Source organism: Mesorhizobium sp. MC2-1-1 (assembly GCF_057597255.1).
In genome coordinates this window covers 2,006,032-2,023,759 of the sequence record NZ_CP195205.1, presented here as the reverse complement: position 1 = coordinate 2,023,759, position 17,728 = coordinate 2,006,032, and the positions used below count along the sequence as shown (strand labels likewise).

14 protein-coding genes and 2 tRNA genes are annotated in these 17,728 nt (G+C 63.4%); 10 read left to right on the top strand and 6 right to left on the bottom strand.

All coding sequences use genetic code 11. The features are described from left to right. Positions 1-99 precede the first annotated feature (99 nt). From ACR64R_RS10215 to rbsK, 3 genes are read left to right on the top strand one after another with little or no spacing between them, the layout of a single operon-like run. Positions 100-1,158, top strand: a complete 1,059-nt coding sequence (locus ACR64R_RS10215; RefSeq protein WP_487361512.1) for an ABC transporter ATP-binding protein — start codon at positions 100-102, stop codon at positions 1,156-1,158. A gap of 26 nt (positions 1,159-1,184) precedes the next feature. Beyond that, positions 1,185-1,637 (top strand): RbsD/FucU family protein, encoded by a 453-nt coding sequence (locus tag ACR64R_RS10210; RefSeq protein WP_487361511.1) that lies wholly within the window; start codon positions 1,185-1,187, stop codon positions 1,635-1,637. A 4-nt stretch (positions 1,638-1,641) separates the two neighbouring features. Continuing rightward, positions 1,642-2,571: a ribokinase gene (gene rbsK / locus ACR64R_RS10205; RefSeq protein ID WP_487361510.1), complete on the top strand. Its 930-nt coding sequence runs from the start codon at positions 1,642-1,644 to the stop codon at positions 2,569-2,571. Positions 2,572-2,842: 271 nt separating this feature from the next. Here rbsK and ACR64R_RS10200 read toward each other — a convergent pair. Further along, positions 2,843-2,918, bottom strand: a tRNA-Val gene (locus tag ACR64R_RS10200). 219 nt (positions 2,919-3,137) lie between these two features. On the opposite strand from ACR64R_RS10200, the gene ACR64R_RS10195 reads away from it, so the two are divergent. Next, a tRNA-Asp gene (locus ACR64R_RS10195) sits at positions 3,138-3,214 on the top strand. Between the two features lie 122 nt (positions 3,215-3,336). Here ACR64R_RS10195 and ACR64R_RS10190 read toward each other — a convergent pair. The 3 genes from ACR64R_RS10190 to ACR64R_RS10180 form a co-directional block, all read right to left on the bottom strand. Continuing rightward, on the bottom strand, positions 3,337-3,870 hold the full coding sequence (locus ACR64R_RS10190; protein WP_487361509.1) for a hypothetical protein: 534 nt from the start codon (positions 3,868-3,870) through the stop codon (positions 3,337-3,339). 191 nt (positions 3,871-4,061) lie between these two features. Next, positions 4,062-5,321 (bottom strand): M23 family metallopeptidase, encoded by a 1,260-nt coding sequence (locus tag ACR64R_RS10185; RefSeq protein WP_487361508.1) that lies wholly within the window; start codon positions 5,319-5,321, stop codon positions 4,062-4,064. 133 nt (positions 5,322-5,454) lie between these two features. Further along, a complete protein-coding gene (locus tag ACR64R_RS10180; RefSeq protein ID WP_487361507.1) occupies positions 5,455-5,922 on the bottom strand; it encodes a peroxiredoxin in 468 nt (155 codons plus the stop codon). A 94-nt stretch (positions 5,923-6,016) separates the two neighbouring features. On the opposite strand from ACR64R_RS10180, the gene ACR64R_RS10175 reads away from it, so the two are divergent. Then, on the top strand, positions 6,017-9,424 hold the full coding sequence (locus tag ACR64R_RS10175) for a YhdP family protein (RefSeq protein WP_487361506.1): 3,408 nt from the start codon (positions 6,017-6,019) through the stop codon (positions 9,422-9,424). Positions 9,425-9,488: 64 nt separating this feature from the next. Here the strand turns inward: ACR64R_RS10175 and tyrS are convergent, their stop codons facing one another. Beyond that, positions 9,489-10,742, bottom strand: a complete 1,254-nt coding sequence (gene tyrS, locus ACR64R_RS10170; protein WP_487361505.1) for a tyrosine--tRNA ligase — start codon at positions 10,740-10,742, stop codon at positions 9,489-9,491. A gap of 337 nt (positions 10,743-11,079) precedes the next feature. On the opposite strand from tyrS, the gene ACR64R_RS10165 reads away from it, so the two are divergent. Beyond that, the gene (locus ACR64R_RS10165) at positions 11,080-12,723 is read left to right on the top strand and encodes an ArnT family glycosyltransferase (RefSeq protein WP_487361504.1); all 1,644 of its coding nucleotides are present in this window, start codon (positions 11,080-11,082) and stop codon (positions 12,721-12,723) included. A gap of 48 nt (positions 12,724-12,771) precedes the next feature. After that, positions 12,772-13,611: a phosphatase PAP2 family protein gene (locus ACR64R_RS10160; RefSeq protein ID WP_487361503.1), complete on the top strand. Its 840-nt coding sequence runs from the start codon at positions 12,772-12,774 to the stop codon at positions 13,609-13,611. A 42-nt stretch (positions 13,612-13,653) separates the two neighbouring features. Here the strand turns inward: ACR64R_RS10160 and ACR64R_RS10155 are convergent, their stop codons facing one another. Continuing rightward, positions 13,654-14,328 (bottom strand): alpha/beta hydrolase, encoded by a 675-nt coding sequence (locus ACR64R_RS10155; RefSeq protein ID WP_320235596.1) that lies wholly within the window; start codon positions 14,326-14,328, stop codon positions 13,654-13,656. Positions 14,329-14,595: 267 nt separating this feature from the next. Here ACR64R_RS10155 and ACR64R_RS10150 point away from each other — a divergent pair, with 267 nt between their 5' ends. The 3 genes from ACR64R_RS10150 (at position 14,596) to ACR64R_RS10140 (ending at position 17,711) form a co-directional block, all read left to right on the top strand. Continuing rightward, on the top strand, positions 14,596-15,756 hold the full coding sequence (locus ACR64R_RS10150; protein ID WP_487361502.1) for a cysteine desulfurase family protein: 1,161 nt from the start codon (positions 14,596-14,598) through the stop codon (positions 15,754-15,756). Between the two features lie 237 nt (positions 15,757-15,993). After that, positions 15,994-17,517, top strand: coding sequence for a Fe-S cluster assembly protein SufB (gene sufB, locus ACR64R_RS10145; RefSeq protein ID WP_487361501.1), 1,524 nt, complete (start codon positions 15,994-15,996; stop codon positions 17,515-17,517). Continuing rightward, a complete protein-coding gene (locus ACR64R_RS10140) occupies positions 17,514-17,711 on the top strand; it encodes a hypothetical protein (protein ID WP_487361500.1) in 198 nt (65 codons plus the stop codon). Before sufB ends, ACR64R_RS10140 begins: the two co-directional genes overlap by 4 nt. Positions 17,712-17,728: the final 17 nt, after the last annotated feature.

Sequence of the window (17,728 nt, the reverse complement as noted above, 5' to 3'; positions counted from 1 at the left end):
TTACCTTGTCAACAAGATTGGCTTTTTATCAATAAGATACCGACTTGCCGTTGCCGCTGGCAATGGCTAGCTTCACCGCAAAAGACAAAAGGGGAGACGATGGCTCAAGTCGCGATCAGCAGTGTGGCCAAGGCGTTCGGAACCGTCAAGGTCCTGCATGAGGTCAGTGTCGACATTGCCGACGGACAGTTCGTCGTGCTGGTCGGCCCGTCGGGATGCGGCAAGTCCACGCTGCTCAGAATGGTGGCCGGTCTGGAGACTGTTTCCGGCGGCACCATTTCGATCGGTGACCGCGTGGTCAACAATCTGCCGCCGGCCAAGCGCGACATCGCCATGGTGTTCCAGAACTACGCGCTCTACCCGCACAAGACGGTGGAGCAGAACATGGCTTTCGCGCTGAAGCTGCGCGGCACCGACCCGGCGGTCGTTGCCGAACGGGTCAAGCGCGCCGCCGACATCCTCGACCTCGCCCCTTACCTCAAGCGCTATCCGCGCCAGCTTTCGGGCGGCCAGCGCCAGCGCGTCGCCATGGGCCGCGCCATCGTGCGAAATCCGCAGGTGTTCCTGTTCGATGAACCGCTTTCCAACCTCGACGCCAAGCTGCGCGTGCAGATGCGCACCGAAATCAAGGAACTGCACCAGAGGCTAAAGACGACCACCATCTACGTCACTCACGACCAGATCGAGGCTATGACCATGGCCGACAAGATCGTCGTGATGCGCGACGGGCGCATCGAGCAGATCGGCGCGCCGCTTGAGCTGTTCGACCGGCCTGCCAATCTGTTTGTCGCCGGCTTTATTGGCTCGCCGGCTATGAACCTGCTCAAGGGCACCGTGAGGAAGGGCGAGAGGCCGGTCGTCGACATTGCCGGCACAGCGTTTCCGATGCCCGCCGGCGGTGCCGGTGAGGACGGTCAGGCCGTCGTCTACGGCGTCCGCCCAGAGCACCTGGAAATCCATCCTGACGGTGTCGCTGCCAACATTTCCGTTGTCGAGCCGACCGGCTCTGAGACCCTGGTATTCCTGCGCTTCGGTGAGGGCGAGATGGTTGCGCTGTTTCGCGAGCGCCACGACTTCAAGCCGGGCGACACGCTCAAGCTCAAGCCCCGTCTCGACCAGGTCCACCTATTCGACGCCGGGACCGGCAAGCGTCTCTGACCGCATCAACCCTGCAAGAGGAAACCATGCTCAAAGGGATCAATCCGCTGCTCAATGCCGATGTGCTCCAGGCGCTGCGGGCGATGGGCCATGGCGACGACCTGATCATCGCCGACACCAATTTCCCGTCCGATTCCGTGGCGCGCCAGACGGTTCTCGGCAAACTCTTGCGTGTCGACGCGACGGCGGCCGAAGTGGTGAAGGCGGTGCTGTCGGTCTTTCCGCTGGACACTTTCGTCAACGATGCCGCCGCGCGCATGGAGATCGTCGGCAAGCCGGACGAAATCCCGCCGGTGCAGAAGGAGGTCCAGAAGGAGATTGACGCGGCCGAGGGCAAGCCATGGCCTATGATCTCCATCGAGCGCTACGCCTTCTACGAGCGATCAAAGAAGGCCTATTGCGTCATCCAGACCGGCGAGCGTCGTTTCTATGGCTGCTTTGCCTTCCGCAAGGGCGTCGTGCCGCCGGATGCGGAGTAGAGATATGGCCATCGGCAAGCCCGTTGTGATCCTGGGTGTCTTCGTCGCCGACACCGCCTATCGCGCCGACCGCCAGCCGCGCCTGGGCGAGACGATCCTCGGCAATTCCTTCAAGCTCGGCCCGGGCGGCAAGGGTTCGAACCAGGCGGTGGCGGCCGGCAAGCTCGGCGCCGACATCACCTTCCTGACACGCCTCGGTGTCGATGCCTTCGCCGACATGGCGAAGCAGACCTGGAAGGACGCAGGTGTGAAGAGCGCCGTCATCGACACGCCGGGCAGCTATACGGGCGCAGCCTATATCTTCGTCGAGGAAGGAAGCGGCAACAACGCCATCATCGTCAGCCCGGGGGCCGCGATGCTGATCTCGCCCGCCGATATCGAGGCGCATGCCGGCCTCATCCGCTCCGCCGGCGTCTTCGTCACCCAACTCGAACAGCCGATTGACGCGGCATTGAAGGCGCTTGAGATCGCGCGCGGGGCGGGGGTGACGACCATCCTAAACCCCGCGCCGGCCGCCAGCCTGCCGGACCGCATCTACACACTTTGCGATTATGTCACACCCAACGAGACTGAAGTCGAAGGGCTGACCGGCATCAAGGTTTCGTCGATCGACGACGCGCGCCGCGCCGGCGATGCCCTGCTGGCCAAGGGCGTCGGCGCCGTCATCGTGACGCTTGGCGAGAAGGGCGCCTTGCTGCACACCAAGACCCGTTCCGAACATGTCGGCGCGGTCAATGCCGGGCCGGTGGTTGAGACCACGGGCGCAGGCGATGCGTTCAATGGCGGCCTCGCCGCGGCCTTGGCAAAAGGCGTCGGGCCGCTGGAGGCCATGCGCTTTGCCTGCGCGGTCGCCGGCATTTCGGTGACACGTCCGGGCACCGCGCCGTCGATGCCGACATTGCAGGAGGTTGAGGCGCTGCTCGCCCGGGCCTGAAACCTTCCCACATTTCGCGGCCTTGTTAGCGGCTCCTTATTCCGGAACGCATGAAAGGCGAGCGCGTTCACCGATCTGGCAGGCAACGCCGATTGGAACGGTGGATGAGAAAACATTACGAAAAGCCGACTCTGATGAAACGCCGGAAGCTCACCGAACTGACGGCCCAGATTATCGCTTCCGGGATTGTCCTGGGCGAGTAATTTTCAGGGCTGCGCCACCGGATCCTGCCGTTCAGCTCCAGCATCGTCGTTGCGCCTTGTCGGCGGACTGGTGGGCGATGACGGGCTCGAACCGCCGACATCTTCGGTGTAAACGAAGCGCTCTACCAACTGAGCTAATCGCCCGCCTGAGCGCGGACCTTTAAGCAGTTAGGGCCGCATTCGCAAGGCCAAATGAACAGACGACGCGCACACCCGTGGTCCGGATTTCCCCAGCTTCAGCGCCGCTGTCAAAAAACCTTCTCCTGTTTGTTGTTATGCTTGAATGCCGCGCTTGACACCCGCAAACGAACCCCTTATCCACCGCCCCAACGACGAACACGCCTGACACGTGCTCGTCAGTGCGCGGGTGTAGCTCAGTCGGTTAGAGTGCCGGCCTGTCACGCCGGAGGTCGCGGGTTCGAGCCCCGTCACTCGCGCCATTATTCCTTGACAGGATCAATCGGAAATTCGGCTCGCCGGCGTTTCGACGCGTGTTACGGCTGTTCAGAGCGGCAGCGGCCCTTGCGGGGCCGCCACCTTGTCGAGGGCCGTGTTTAGGCCGCTACTGCCTGACGTAGCAGCGCTTGCGGGCGCCCGGAGCGGGATCCTCGCCAAAGGTCTTGTTGTCGCAGCGAAGGCCGTTCCTGAAGACGCCCTGCGTATATTGCCCGCGCGCGCCGTAGCGGACCAGCTTGCGGCCCCGGAAATCGCAGAAATCCTTTTCCTTGGCGCAGGCAACCCATCCACCGCGATCCGGACGCGAGCCATAATCGTCACCGTAGTCGTTGTCGCCGTAGTCTTGGCCACCGCGCCTCACGATATAGCAGGCCTTTTCGCGGCCGGGCGCCGGATCGCCGAAGACGCGGTTCGAGCAGGGTATGGCAGGGCGGTCGAAGAAGCGGGATGTCATCTGACCCCGCGCGCCATATACCACCTCGGCCGGATAGGGCAGGCGGCATAAGCCGCCTTCGTCCGCGCAGCGCTGCAGCTGCTGGGCCGAAGCTGTGGTGGGGAAAAGGGCGGTGGCCGTCGCGGCCACGCCGACGAGGCAGATGGCCGCCAGCGCCATCCGGACCAGGAAAGGTTTTTTTGACATGACTCGTCTCCCGTTTTGATTTCGCCCCACACCCTACAGCGAAGCTGTTGAATGCGAGATGAATGCCTTGCTCCCCGGCGCGCGGTCCCTCCCGTGTCAAGGACAGCTTTGGCGAGAACCGCCAAAAGGCTGATCCCGTCGCGCAATGAAATAACAGGGTAAAAGGCGGGGGCCGTTATTGGATCAGCCGCTCAAAGGTACTGCGCCACCTTCTTGCCGACGGTGAGGAAGCGCAGCGGGTCGACCGCCTCGCCGTCGTGGCGCACTTCGTAGTGAAGGTGCGGACCGGTCGAGCGGCCGCTGCTGCCGGTCTTGCCGATGACGTCGCCGGCGGCGAGCTTCTGGCCGACGTTTACATCGATCTCGCTCAGATGCCCGTAACGCGTCGCAAAGCCATTGCCATGGTCGACTTCGACCATGCGGCCGTAGCCGCCGGCCCAACCGGCCCTGGTGACGACACCAGCCGCGGTGACCTTGGCTGGCATGCCGATCGGGGCCCTGAAATCCATGCCGGTGTGCAGGGCGGCGGTGCCGAGGAGCGGGTCGGTTCGCACACCGAACGGACTGGTCACGGCATGGCCAGGGGCAGGGTTTGTGAGCGGCAGCTTGCGCGCTTCCTTCTTAACCTCGTCGAGCGCATCGAGCGCTTCATCCAATTCCTTGACCTTGCTGTCGAAAATCGTCGAGGGGTCAAGCGGCACAAGCGGACCGCCGACATCGCTCTTGCCGAACTCGCTGTCGACCGGCAGGCCCGCCGCCTCCAGCGCCTGCGCGATGGCATCCGCATTCTTGTAGGCGCTGTCGGCAAGCGTGGAGATGCGTGAAAGCTGTTGATTCTCGATCGCTTTCAGCGACGCGTTGATCGACACGAACAGCTTGTCGGCCCGATCGGCGGCCGTTTCGCCTTCGAGCGGATCGGACCTAGTCGACCAAAGCGAGAAGGGCCTTGTGTCGCCGGCGCTCAAGGACGCGACGGAATAGGTCGGCGTCCGCGAAAGGCTGCCCGTTATCTCCGGCTTGGGCGTTGCCGCGGGCATGTCACCGACCTCGTTCTCGGCGCGCTCGAGGATCGGACCGAGCCGTCCATGGCGCTCGCTGAGCTGGGTCTGCCTGGCGAGCAGCTCGCTGACCTTGGTCTCCATCAATTGCTGATCGAGAAGCTGGCGGCTGGTGATGCGGTCCACCTGCGCGCGAAGGGCCGAGATGCGGTCCTCGTAGGCCTGCTGCATGCGCGCCTGCCTCGCCGCTGTCGCGCCGATCAGGTCGTCGCGCAGAACAAGATAGGAGGTGGCGAGCAGGTAGCCGATGGCGATCGCCGACAGGGCCGAGCCGATGAAGGCGGCGAGCCAGGGGCGGATGGTGAAATGTCTTATCTCGTTGCCCCGGGCGATGATGACCGTGTGCGGTTCCTTGCGTCTGCCGAAGACAGCTGACTGACCGGTTGGTTTCACGGGGACCAAGCTTTCGTTACGGGACCAACGATGAGCCTGATTACACATTATTAGGGTTAACAAAGTTTTGCCGGCCGCAATCGCGGCCCATCCCGTGCCCGGGTGCCGGTTGTGGCGAAACAGCTTCGGCGCGTCAGAGCGCGCGGACGGCCTCAAGCACCTCTTCGGCATGGCCCTTGACGCGAACCTTGCGCCAGACGCGGACTATGCGACCGTCCTTGCCGATCAGGAAGGTAGCGCGCTCGACGCCCATGTATTTGCGCCCGTACATCGTCTTCTCTACCCACAAATGATAGGCCTCGATAACCTTGTGCTCCTCGTCGGCGACGAGGTCGACAGTGAGGTCGTGCTTCGCCTTGAATTTGTCGTGTTTCTTCACGCTATCGGGGGACAGCCCGATCACAACAGCGCCGGCTTTTTCGAATTCCGGCTTCAACTGCGAGAAGTTGATCGCCTCGCTGGTGCAACTTGTGGTGTCGTCCTGCGGGTAGAAGTAGAGTACAATGGGCTTGCCCAGGAACGCGGCGAGGCTGAGGGAGCCGCCGCCGTCTCGCGGAAGATCGAATTGCGGCGCAACGTCGCCAACGTCGAGATCAGCCATATCGATGCCCTTGTTTGCGGTTACGCGTGGGAAATCATCGATATAACGTGAAGCGGGATTCGTCCACGACGAGTTCGTCACAACGGGATACTGCTTGGATCAGGAAGAACCGCAGCACGAGAAGATCAGGTTCAGGCGTGACGAAATCACCGACCTGGCGAAGCTTCCGTCCGCGTGCAGCGTTCCGCCGCTCGGCCGGGCCGCCGTCCGGCGGCGGTTCCGCATGCTCGGTCGGGTATTTGCCGGGCTCTGCGCGTTCTTGCTTCTGGCGGCGGCGGGCGTTTATGTGCTCGGTGCATCGGGCATCGGCACGGAACGGCTCCGGGCCGAGGCGGAGGCGGCGATCGAGAGGCTGGCCGGCGTCGATGTCAGCGTCACCGTCGGCGCGGCGCGGCTCACGCTCGACGGATCGAGCTTCGTCGCCCTGCAGGTGAACGAAGTCAGCCTCAAGACGGCCGACGGCAAGCCGATGGCCGATATCGGTCGTGTGCGTTTCGGCATGCGCCTGCTGCCGCTGCTTTCGGGCGATCTCCGGCTGACCAGCGCCAGATTTTCCAATGCCCGGATCATGGTGGCCGCAATGCCCTCCGGCGGAGGCGACTGGACGGCGGCGCTGCGCAACGAGAACGGCCTTGTCGACCCGGACAAAGTGTCGGCGGCGGTGTTCGCAAGCGTCAACGAGGCGCTGGATGCCGTGCGCGAGGATTCGATACGCCAGATCGAGTTGCGCAATGTCGAGTTCGAATTGCCCGACACCGGACCCGTCAAGCGTGTGACCGTGGGCTCGGCAACCGTCGCACAGACCGGCGTTGGGCGCATGCAGTTCTCCTACGATGCCGATGTCGATGGCCGGCACGCGACCTTGAACGCGACAGCGACCCGCGATGCAACGGCAAGGCGGATCGCATCTCTGAACGCCGAACTCGAGCTGGAAGGCGCAGGAAGCTCCGGCGAAGGCAGTTCGACCGACGGTGACCCCGCGGCCGATGGCGCCAGGGTGGGCTCGGTAGCGTTGAAGCTCTCGGGCTCGGAAGCGTCGGGCGACAGCCCTTCGCGCCTGGCGATCTCGCTGTCGCTCACCGGCTCGGTGCTCGATCTGGACGAACGCGGCCTGCTGCCTGTCGACGCCGACGCCACCGCCAGTTTGGTGACCGGCTCCAACAAGGTTTCGGTCGACCGGCTGCGGATCAGGAACGGCCGCTCCAGCTTCGATTTTGCCGGATCGATCGGGCCGAAGCCGGCTGTCGCGGGGGAGGAGCCTGCGTACCGATACGACCTCACCAGCGACGGCTCGACGCTGGCGCCTTCGGAATCGCCGGAGCCGGCGCTTCAGTTCGTGGCGCGTGTCGCCGGGGTCTATCAGCCGAAAAGCCGCAAGCTCGTCGCCGAGCAGATCGGCGTCCGGTCCGGAGGATCGGGCGAAGTGCTGGGCGCGGCCGCTCTCTCCTTCATCGACGACGGCTCTCCCGGCATTTCGCTGTCGCTCAATGTTCACGACATGCCAGTCTCGCACGTCAAGCAATTGTGGCCATGGTTCTCGGCCCGAAACGCGCGGCTCTGGGTGCTGGGCAATCTTTTCGGCGGCACGGTGACCGATGCCAATCTGCAGTTTCAGGTCGCGCCGGGGCGCCTTGGCGATGGCGTGCCGCTTGCCGGCAACGAAGTGTTCGGCCGCTTCCAGATAGAGGGATCGCGCTTCGATACCGCCGGGCGCATCCCTCCGGTTCGAGACGCCGTCGGCGTGGTTGCGTTCCACGGCAATGACGTCGACATCAGCCTCTCCTCGGGCAGCGTCTATATGCCGAGCGGCCGCACGGTTGCGGCAAGCGGTGGCACGCTGACGATCAAGAACGCGAACCGACCGATCGTGGTCGGCGGGCTCGACATCGACGTCGCGGGCGAGGCGCCGGCGATCGCCGAGCTTGCCTCCTACGAACCGATCAATGCCATGCGTCATGTGGGACTGGCGCCCGAAGACCTGTCTGGCAACGTCAGCGGCCACGTCAGGGCAGACATTCCGCTGACAAGGGGCATGGACACTTCGACGCTCGACTGGCTGGTTTCACTCGATTATCGGGACCTGTCGCTGGCCAAACCTTTCGAGGACCAGACGGTGAGCGACGCCAATGGCTCGATCACCGTCGGACCAAAGCAGGCGGTGATTTCCGCCGAGGCCAGGCTCAACGGCATTCCGGCCGAGCTCGATCTGGTCGAGCCGCTCGCAGACGACGGGCCGGCGCGCAGCCGCAAGGTTACGCTGGTACTCGACGACAAGACGCGCAACGCCAGCATGCCAGGCCTGTCGGATCTTCTTTCGGGAACCATCAAGGTGGCGATCGACAAGAGCGGCGAAGGCGCTCAGCAGGTCTCCGCTGACCTGACCGGCGCCAGGCTCGATATTCCCTGGGCAGGCTGGAGCAAGGGCGCCGGCATTCCCGCCAAGGTCACTTTCGACATGGCGAAGACCGGCAGCACCACCACATTGACGAACTTCGTTCTCGAGGGAAAAAGCTTCTCGATCGACGGCAATGTGACGCTGGTCAACGGTTCGTTGTCGGCGCTCCGTTTCAGCAAGGTTGCGTTGAACAGAGGCGACGACGTCGCGGTCTCGGTCAAACGCGCCGGCAAGAGCTACGCTGTCGACGTCAGCGGCGCTTCGCTCGACGCCCGCTCGCTGATCAAGCAGTTCACCACCGATGTCGACACCGCAACGAAGGGCGCCGGCAGCGATGCCATCTCGGTGAGCGCCGATGTGGCGTCGCTGACCGGTTTTCACGACGAGGTGCTTTCCAACCTCAAGCTCGAATACAGCGCCGCCGGATCGCGCGTGAACGGGCTCAACGTCACTGCCGCGGCAAGCTCGGGTGCCGCGATCACGATCGCCAACACCACCAGCGAAGGCGGACGCGTGCTCCGGGTGAAATCGGCCGACGCCGGCGCGATCCTGCGTTTCCTCAACGTCTACGAGCATATGGAAGGCGGCGCGATCACGCTGTCGCTTTCCGGCGCCGCCGACGGGCCGATGAAGGGGCAGGTGGATGCCAGAAATTTCTATGTGGTCAATGAACCCAAGCTGGCCTCGATCGTGTCGACGACGCCGGCCGGCGACACACGCAGCCTGAACGAGGCCGTCAAGGGCAACATCGATACTTCCAGGGTGCAGTTCGAACGCGGCTTCGCCGAGATCGACAAGGGTTCGGGCTACCTGAAACTGGCGAACGGCCTGCTGCGCGGCCCGCGCATCGGCACGACCTTCCAGGGAACGCTCTACGATCCCAACAACAACATGGACATGACCGGCACCTTCATGCCGGTCTACGGGCTGAACCGCATCTTCGGCGAATTGCCGCTGTTCGGGCCGCTGCTCGGCAACGGGCGCGACCGCGGCCTGATCGGCGTCACCTATCGGCTGCGCGGCAACGCTAACAAGCCGACCCTCAACGTCAACCCATTGTCCGTCGTCGCGCCCGGGATATTCCGCTCGATCTTCGAGTACCGTTAGCAATGATCCCGAAAGACGGCTTCCGGTTTTCGTGAAAGACTGCGGTCAAGGTGCCCGCGGCCGATCAGACAGGCCGCACCAGCACGTGCTTCTTCTTGCCGAGCGAGAGCTTCACCACGCCCTCGGGGCCGAGGTCCTGGAGCGTGACGACGCGCCGGTCGTCGGTCAGCGGCTGGTCGTTGATGCGCACGGCGCCGCCCTGGATATGCCGGCGCGCCTCGCCGTTCGAGCCGGCCAGCCCGGCGGTGACGAACAGCGCCAGGATGCCGATCCCGGCGTCTAGGTCTGACTTGGCCACCTCGATGCTGGGCAGCGTGTCGGCGAGCGCGCCTTCCTCAAAGGTCTTGCGCGCCGTCTCGCTCGCCGTCTCAGCCGCTTCGCGTCCGTGCAGCATGGCGGTGATCTCGGTGGCGAGGATTTTCTTCGCCTCGTTGATCTCCGAACCGCCGAGCTTCTCCAGGCGCGCGACTTCGTCCAGCGGCAGCGTCGTGTAGAGCTTCAGGAAGCGGCCGACATCGGCGTCCTCGGTGTTGCGCCAGTATTGCCAGAACTCGTATGGCGAGAGCATGTCGCCATCGAGCCAGACCGCGCCCGAGGCGGACTTGCCCATCTTGGCGCCGGACGAGGTGGTGAGCAGCGGCGTGGTCATGGCGAAGAGCTGCACGCCCTCCATGCGGTGGCCGAGGTCGATGCCGTTGACGATGTTGCCCCACTGGTCCGAGCCACCCATCTGCAGGCGACAGCCAAGGCGCTTGTAGAGTTCGACGAAATCATAGGCCTGCAGGATCATGTAGTTGAATTCGAGGAAGGAGAGCGACTGCTCACGGTCGAGCCTGAGCTTGACCGAATCGAAGGCCAGCATGCGGTTGACCGAGAAATGCCGGCCGACATCGCGCAGGAAATTGACGTAGTTGATCTGCATCAGCCAGTCGGCATTGTTGATCATGATCGCGTCGCCCGGGCCGGTGCCGAATTTGAGGTAGGACGCGAAATTGCGGCGGATGCCGACCAGATTGTCTTCGATGTCCTGCGGCGTCAGCAGCTTGCGCGCTTCGTCCTTGAACGACGGGTCGCCGATCATCGTGGTGCCGCCGCCCATCAGCGCGATCGGCCGGTGGCCGGTCTGCTGCAGCCAGTGCAGCATCATGATCTGGATCAGCGACCCGGCATGCAGGCTCTTTGCCGTCGCGTCGAAACCGATATAGGCGCTCACCGTTTCCGTGGCGAAAAGCTTGTCGAGGCCGGATTCGTCCGAGATCTGGTGGATGAAGCCGCGCTCGCTCATGATGCGCAGGAAATCGGATTTGAAGGCGGACATTTTTTCTTCCTGGAGATCGCCGGCCATTTGGCCATGCTTGTTATGAAGGCGCGCGTTTAGCATCCGCGGGCGATCAGCAAAAGTGGTTTCCGGTTTTGCGTCCGATCGCCCGCCGAACGAAAGATCGCGATCAGCAAAAGTGGTTTCCGGTTTTGCGTCCGATCGCCCGCCAAACGAAAGACCTCGATCAGCAAAAGTGGTTTCCGGTTTTGCGTCCGAGCGCCGTGATGGCGCCGTCCTTGCCTCACCCTTTTTGCTGGCGTAATGAAGCGCCGCGCAAGGATAGGCGCGCCGCGACGGGGCCATCCCGCAGTTTCAGATCGGAAAAGCTCCCGCGATGAACAGGAACTACTTCCTCCTCTTTCTGTTCAGTATCGTCATGACCGTCAGCGGTCTGGCCAGCCTGCCGCCGGTCGACCGCGATGAGTCCCGCTTCGTTCAGGCGACCAAGCAGATGGTCGAGACGGGCGACTATGTCGACATCCGCCTGCAGGACGTCACGCGCTACAAGAAGCCGATCGGCATCTATTGGCTGCAGTCCGCGGCCGTCGCGATGAGCGGCAAGGGGGCCGCGGCGCCGATCTGGATCTATCGCCTGGTCTCCACGCTGGGTATCGCGCTCGCCGTCGTCGGAATCTGCTGGACCGGGACGAACCTTTTCGGCGCCAATGCAGGGCTGGCCGCCGGCCTGATGATGGCGGCGATCTTCGCAACCGCCTTCGAGGGGCGCGACGCCAAGACCGACGCCATGCTTCTCGCCTGCTGCGTGATGGCGCAGGGCGCGTTGGCTCAGGTCTATATGGCGGCAAAGCGCAACGAGCCGGTTCCCGGGCATCTGCCCTGGATCTTCTGGATCGCGCAGGGGCTGGGCATTCTCATCAAGGGACCGGTGTCGCCGCTGTTGTCGCTGCTTACCGCCGCGGCGCTCTTTGCCTTCGACCGCGACTGGCGCTGGCTCCTCAAGATGAAGCTGGTGCGCGGCGTCGGCATCGTGTTGGTGATCGTGCTGCCCTGGCTCATTCTCATTACCTGGAAGAGCGGCGGCGCCTTCTTCCAGGAAGCGCTCGGCAAGGACATGCTGAGCAAGGTGGCGCAAGGCGAGGAATCGCACGGCCTGCCGCCCGGCTTCTACATGCTGACCTATTCGTTGTTCATGTGGCCTTTCGGGCTGATCGCGGTCGGCGCTGGACTGCAGGCGATCAACCGCTTTTGGGACGATCCCCGCCTGCGCTTCTGCCTGGCCTGGTATATCCCCTTCTGGCTGGTGTTCGAGGCGATCCCGACCAAGCTGCCGCACTATGTGATGCCGGCCTATCCGGGCGTGGCGCTTTTGATAGGCTGGCTGCTGACCTTGCCGGCGGACCAGGCCAATGCGCCGCTGAAGCGCTGGCAGACTTGGCTGTGGTGGGCAACCGCCTTCGGCCTTGCCGTGGTGGCGATCGGCCTTACCGTGGTCTGCGTCGGCGCGCCGCTTTACCTAACCAAGGCCTTCTCCTGGTGGAGCATACCGGCGGCTGTCGCAGCTCTGGTCACCGGCTATCTCGCTTTTCCGCGCCAGTTGCAGATACCGCTTGGCCGCATCGCCGCGATCGCCGTCGGCGCCGGTATCACCTTCAGTCTTCTGTTCGGCGTCATCGCGCCGTCGCTGAAGCCGATCTGGCTCAGCCCCGCGGTCAAGGCCGCGGTCGACGCCAACCGTCTTTGCGACACCACGGTGCTCGCTTCCGCGAAGTTCCAGGAGCCGAGCCTGGTCTTCCTGGTCGGCACCAAGACCGTGCTCACCGACGTCCAGGGCGTGGCCCGGCATCTGCTCGCCGATCCGTCCTGTGCTCTCGGCCTGGTGCCGGTCAAGGATGAGCAGAAGCTCACCGATGTGCTGGCTGCCCAGGGCAAGTCGGCGAAGCGGCTGACCGAGATCGACGGCATCAACTATTCGTCAGGAGACAAGCTAGCGCTAGGTCTTTACCGGGTGGCTCCGTGAACAATAGCGTCGGCCATCGAATGCCCCTATAGGTCTTGCGCCAAAGCCATGTCTATCGCGCCCCTTGCCCTTTACCGCCGCTCGCTCGGCAATTTCCGCGACACGATGTCGATCGTGAAGCGGCGCTTCGCCGTGCGCCCGGCGCGCTATCCGAGAATTTTGTGGAGCGCCTGGCTCATGGCCTGGGTGCTTCTGACTGTGGCGATCTTCCTGTGCCTCGACACCGGTGCGGGTGAGTTGCGCGGCGAATGGTCCCCAGGCTTTGTGCGCTTCACCGATTTCTTCACCCAGTTCGGCCTTGGCGGATGGTACCTCATTCCGGCTGCGCTCTGCCTCGTTGCCGCCAATCTGACGGATTGGCGCGGCCTGTCCAGGCATGGCCGGATGATCGTCTACAACTGGACCTGTTTCGCGTTCCTGGTGCTCTGCTCCGCCGGGCTGTCCGGTCTGGCGGTCAACCTCCTGAAATACGGCATCGGCCGGGCGCGGCCGCTCTATTTCGACAGTTTCGGCGTCCTGTCGCTGCATCCTTTCGCCATGGACGCGCGTTTCGCCGGCTTTCCGTCCGGCCACGCCACGACAATGGGCGCGGTCTTTGGCATTCTGCTGTTGCTGTTCCCCAGGCGCTGGTACATCACGCTGGCGGTCACCGCCTGCATTGCCTCGACACGCGTCTTCGTCGGCGCGCATTATCCGAGCGACACGGTCGCGGGCTTCGGCCTTGGATTGGCTTTCGCGGTTATGTCTGGGCTGGTGTTTGCCCGGCTGGGTTTCATCTTCGGTCAGACAGGCGCGAAGCTTCCGGTGCGCAAGCGGACATTCCGGCTGGGATGGTCCATTGAGCCAAGAGGCAGGATTTCAACGGCGGGCCCAGTCAGGGCCAGCTGACCGAACCCAGACTCCAATGCCTGGGCTGGCAGTCTTTCGTAGCTAGCGCAGCCGCTTCGGCCTCGGATCAGCGAGCTCGCCGGCCAGGCGCCGATCGAGATAATCCGCACATTCCTGGATGAGCAATTCGGCATCGTTGGCGAAGAAGTGGTTGGCGCCGGGAATAGTCTTCTGGGTGATGGTGATACCCTTCTGCGTATGCAGCTTGTCGACCAGACCCTGCACGTCCTTGGGCGGCGCCACCTTGTCGGCGTCGCCATGGATGATCAGGCCGGATGACGGGCAGGGTGCCAGGAATGAAAAATCATAGGTGTTGGGCTGCGGCGCAACCGAGATGAAGCCCTCGATCTCCGGCCGGCGCATCAGAAGCTGCATGCCTATCCACGAGCCGAAGGAATAGCCGGCGACCCAGCAGCTCTTGGAGTCCGGATGCAGCGACTGCACCCAGTCGAGCGCGGCGGCGGCATCGGACAATTCGCCGGTGCCATGGTCGAATTCGCCCTGGCTGCGGCCGATACCTCGGAAATTGAAGCGCAGCGTGGTGAAGTCGCGCTTCTGGAACATGTAGAAGAGGTCGTAGACGATCTTGTTGTTCATCGTGCCGCCGAATTGCGGGTGCGGATGCAGCACGATGGCGATCGGGGCGCTCTTTTCCTTCGAGGGCTGATAACGTCCCTCCAAGCGACCAGCCGGACCAGCGAAAATGACCTCAGGCATAAAATACTCCACGTGGCAAATGAGTGCGCTAACCCGGAACTGCTTCGGTTCTAGTTCTCCTGCGGCCCCAAACCTTCTGTGGCCTTGACGCCGGGCAAGCGTCTTCCTAGAAGCTAGTTTAGAATTGTTCAAAACTGGGAGGCCGAAACCCGATGGTTCGGTCACCCGCGCCGCAAGCCGGGTAAATAGGACGGCTTGCCTTGCAATTTCAAGGAAATAACGCGCTATCCTCGCGGGATAGTTGGCAGAAGGACGAACTGAGCGAAAATGGCCGCAGCCCGCGCCTATCTCGACTATAACGCCAGCGCGCCACTTGTTGCGGAAGCGCGGGCGGCGATGGTCGCCGCGCTCGATGCCGCCAACCCGTCGTCGGTCCATGCGGAAGGGCGCGCCTCGCGCCGTCTGGTCGAGGACGCGCGCCGCGACGTGGCGCGGTTGGTTGGCGCCAGGCCAGAGCATGTCGTTTTCACCTCCGGCGCCACCGAAGCCGCCTCGACGCTGCTTGGACCCGATTGGCGGATGGGACGCGGCGCCATCCGCATGAGCCACCTCTACGTCTCGGCGGCCGACCATCCCTGTATCCTCAATGGTGGGCACTTTGCGGCTGCACAGATGACGAGGATCGGCGTCGACCGGAACGGCATTGCCGACCTCGAGGCGCTTTCCGCCGCGCTTGCCGCGCATGACAAGGCCGCCGGCCTGCCTCTGGTGGCGATCCATGCCGCCAACAATGAGACCGGCGTCGTGCAGCCGGTCGCGCGTATCGCCGAAATCGTCAAGGCCGCTGGCGGGGTGCTGGTGATCGACGCCGTGCAGGCGGCGGGGCGTATTCCGATCGACATGTCAGTCCCTTATGCGGACTACCTGATCCTTTCCTCGCATAAGATCGGCGGGCCGAAGGGCGTCGGCGCGATCGTCGCCGCGTCGGACCTGATGATGCCGCGGCCGCTGATCAATGGCGGCGGCCAGGAGAAGGGCCACCGCGCCGGCACGGAGAACGTCCCCGGAATCGCCGGTTTCGGCGCCGCCGCGCGCGCCGCGCTGGCCGGTCTCGGGGACATGGATGCAGTTGCGCGCCGGCGCGACGAGGTCGAGGCGATCGTGCGCAACCTCGCTGCCGATGCGGAAATCTTTGGAGCGGCGTCGCCAAGGCTTGCCAATACGACATTCTTCGCTATTCCCGGCATCAAGGCCGAGACGGCGCAGATCGCTTTCGATCTTGCCGGCATCGCGCTGTCGGCGGGCTCGGCTTGCTCGTCCGGAAAGGTCGGGCCAAGCCATGTGCTCAAGGCAATGGGCCGCGGCGACAGCCTTGGCGCCTTGCGCGTTTCGATCGGACGCGCGACAGGCGCCGGGGATATCGAGGCCTTCCGGGCAGCACTGGCGGGCATCGTCGCTCGCCGCGCGGGCAAGGAAGAGGCTGCCTGAGGGCGGCGGGGCAGTGGAGCGGGAGATGCCTGGCAGCTCCCGGATTTCCGCTGCTCGGAAATGAATCAGGCCTTTCGGCCTGGTAGAGCCGTGCGTTTTGTCCTGGCCGGGTGAATTTCCGGCGGATACGCACTATATGGAGCTTACTCCGCTGCGCGCCCCGGTCGGGTGCGATTACAGCGGTGCCATAGTTTGAAAACTGCCGGGCCTTGACCCCGGCGTGGATGGAGAACGCTTATGCCTGCTGTGCAGGAGACGATCGATCGAGTCCGAAAGATCGACGTCGACCAGTATAAATACGGGTTCCAGACAGAGATCGAGATGGACAAGGCCCCCAAGGGCCTGAGCGAAGACATCATTCGCTTCATCTCGGCCAAGAAGGATGAGCCGGACTGGATGCTGGAATGGCGTCTGGAGGCCTATCGCCGCTGGCTGACGCTGGAAGAGCCGACCTGGGCGCGCGTCCACTATCCGAAGATCGACTTCCAGGACCTTTACTATTACGCCGCGCCGAAAAGCACGCCGGGGCCGAAGTCGCTGAGCGAGGTTGATCCGGAACTGCTCAAGGTCTATGAAAAGCTCGGCATCCCGCTGAAGGAACAGGAGATCCTGGCCGGCGTGCAGAAGGCCGGCGCGGCTGACGCGGAAGAGGAAGAGGTCGGCGACAACGTCTACAAGTCCGGCCGGGTAGCGGTCGACGCCGTGTTCGATTCCGTTTCGGTGGTCACCACCTTCAAGGAAGAACTCGCCAAGGCGGGCGTCATCTTCTGCTCGATCTCGGAGGCGATCCGCGAGCATCCGGAGCTGGTGAAGAAGTATCTGGGCACGGTCGTGCCGACCTCGGACAATTTCTACGCGACGCTGAATTCGGCGGTGTTCACCGACGGTTCGTTCGTCTTCGTGCCCAAGGGCGTTCGCTGCCCTATGGAGTTGTCGACCTATTTCCGTATCAACGAGAAGAATACCGGCCAGTTCGAGCGCACGCTGATCATCGCCGAGGAGGGGGCATATGTCTCCTATCTCGAAGGTTGCACGGCGCCGCAGCGCGACGAGAACCAATTGCATGCGGCGGTGGTCGAACTGATCGCGCTCGACGATGCCGAGATAAAATATTCGACGGTGCAAAACTGGTATCCGGGCGACGCCGAGGGCAAGGGCGGCATCTACAACTTCGTCACCAAGCGCGGCGACTGCCGCGGCGATCGCTCGAAGATCTCGTGGACGCAGGTCGAGACCGGTTCGGCCATCACCTGGAAATATCCGAGCTGCATCCTGCGGGGCGACGATTCCTCGGGCGAGTTCTATTCGATCGCGGTGTCGAACGGCTACCAGCAGGTCGATAGCGGCACCAAGATGATCCATCTCGGCAAGAACACGTCGAGCCGCATCATCTCCAAGGGCATCGCAGCGGGCTTCTCGCAGAACACCTATCGCGGCCAGGTCTCGGCGCATCGCAAGGCCGCCAACGCGCGCAACTTCACCAATTGCGACTCGCTGCTGATCGGCGACCAGTGCGGCGCGCACACCGTGCCCTACATGGAGGCCAAGAACGCGACGGCGAAGTTCGAGCACGAAGCGACGACGTCGAAGATCTCCGAAGACCAGAAGTTCTATGTCATGCAGCGCGGCATTCCCGAGGAAGAGGCGATCGCGCTGATCGTCAACGGCTTCGTCAAGGATGTCATCCAACAACTGCCGATGGAGTTCGCCGTCGAGGCGCAGAAGCTGATCGGTATCAGTCTCGAGGGGAGTGTGGGGTGACAAAGTCGCCCAAGCGCGAATCCGCGGAAAAGCATGTCTATCTGCAGGATTGGATGCACCGTTGGTATGTGGCTTTGGAGCTGACGTTGTGTTTGGCCGCAGTCGGCGTTGCTTTGCTCATCGCGACCTACTCGCCGGCTGGCTTTTGGCATGGGCTTCTGGAAGCCCTGAAGCAGTTGTTAAACCAGGTTTAGCCGAGCAGACGGCTACG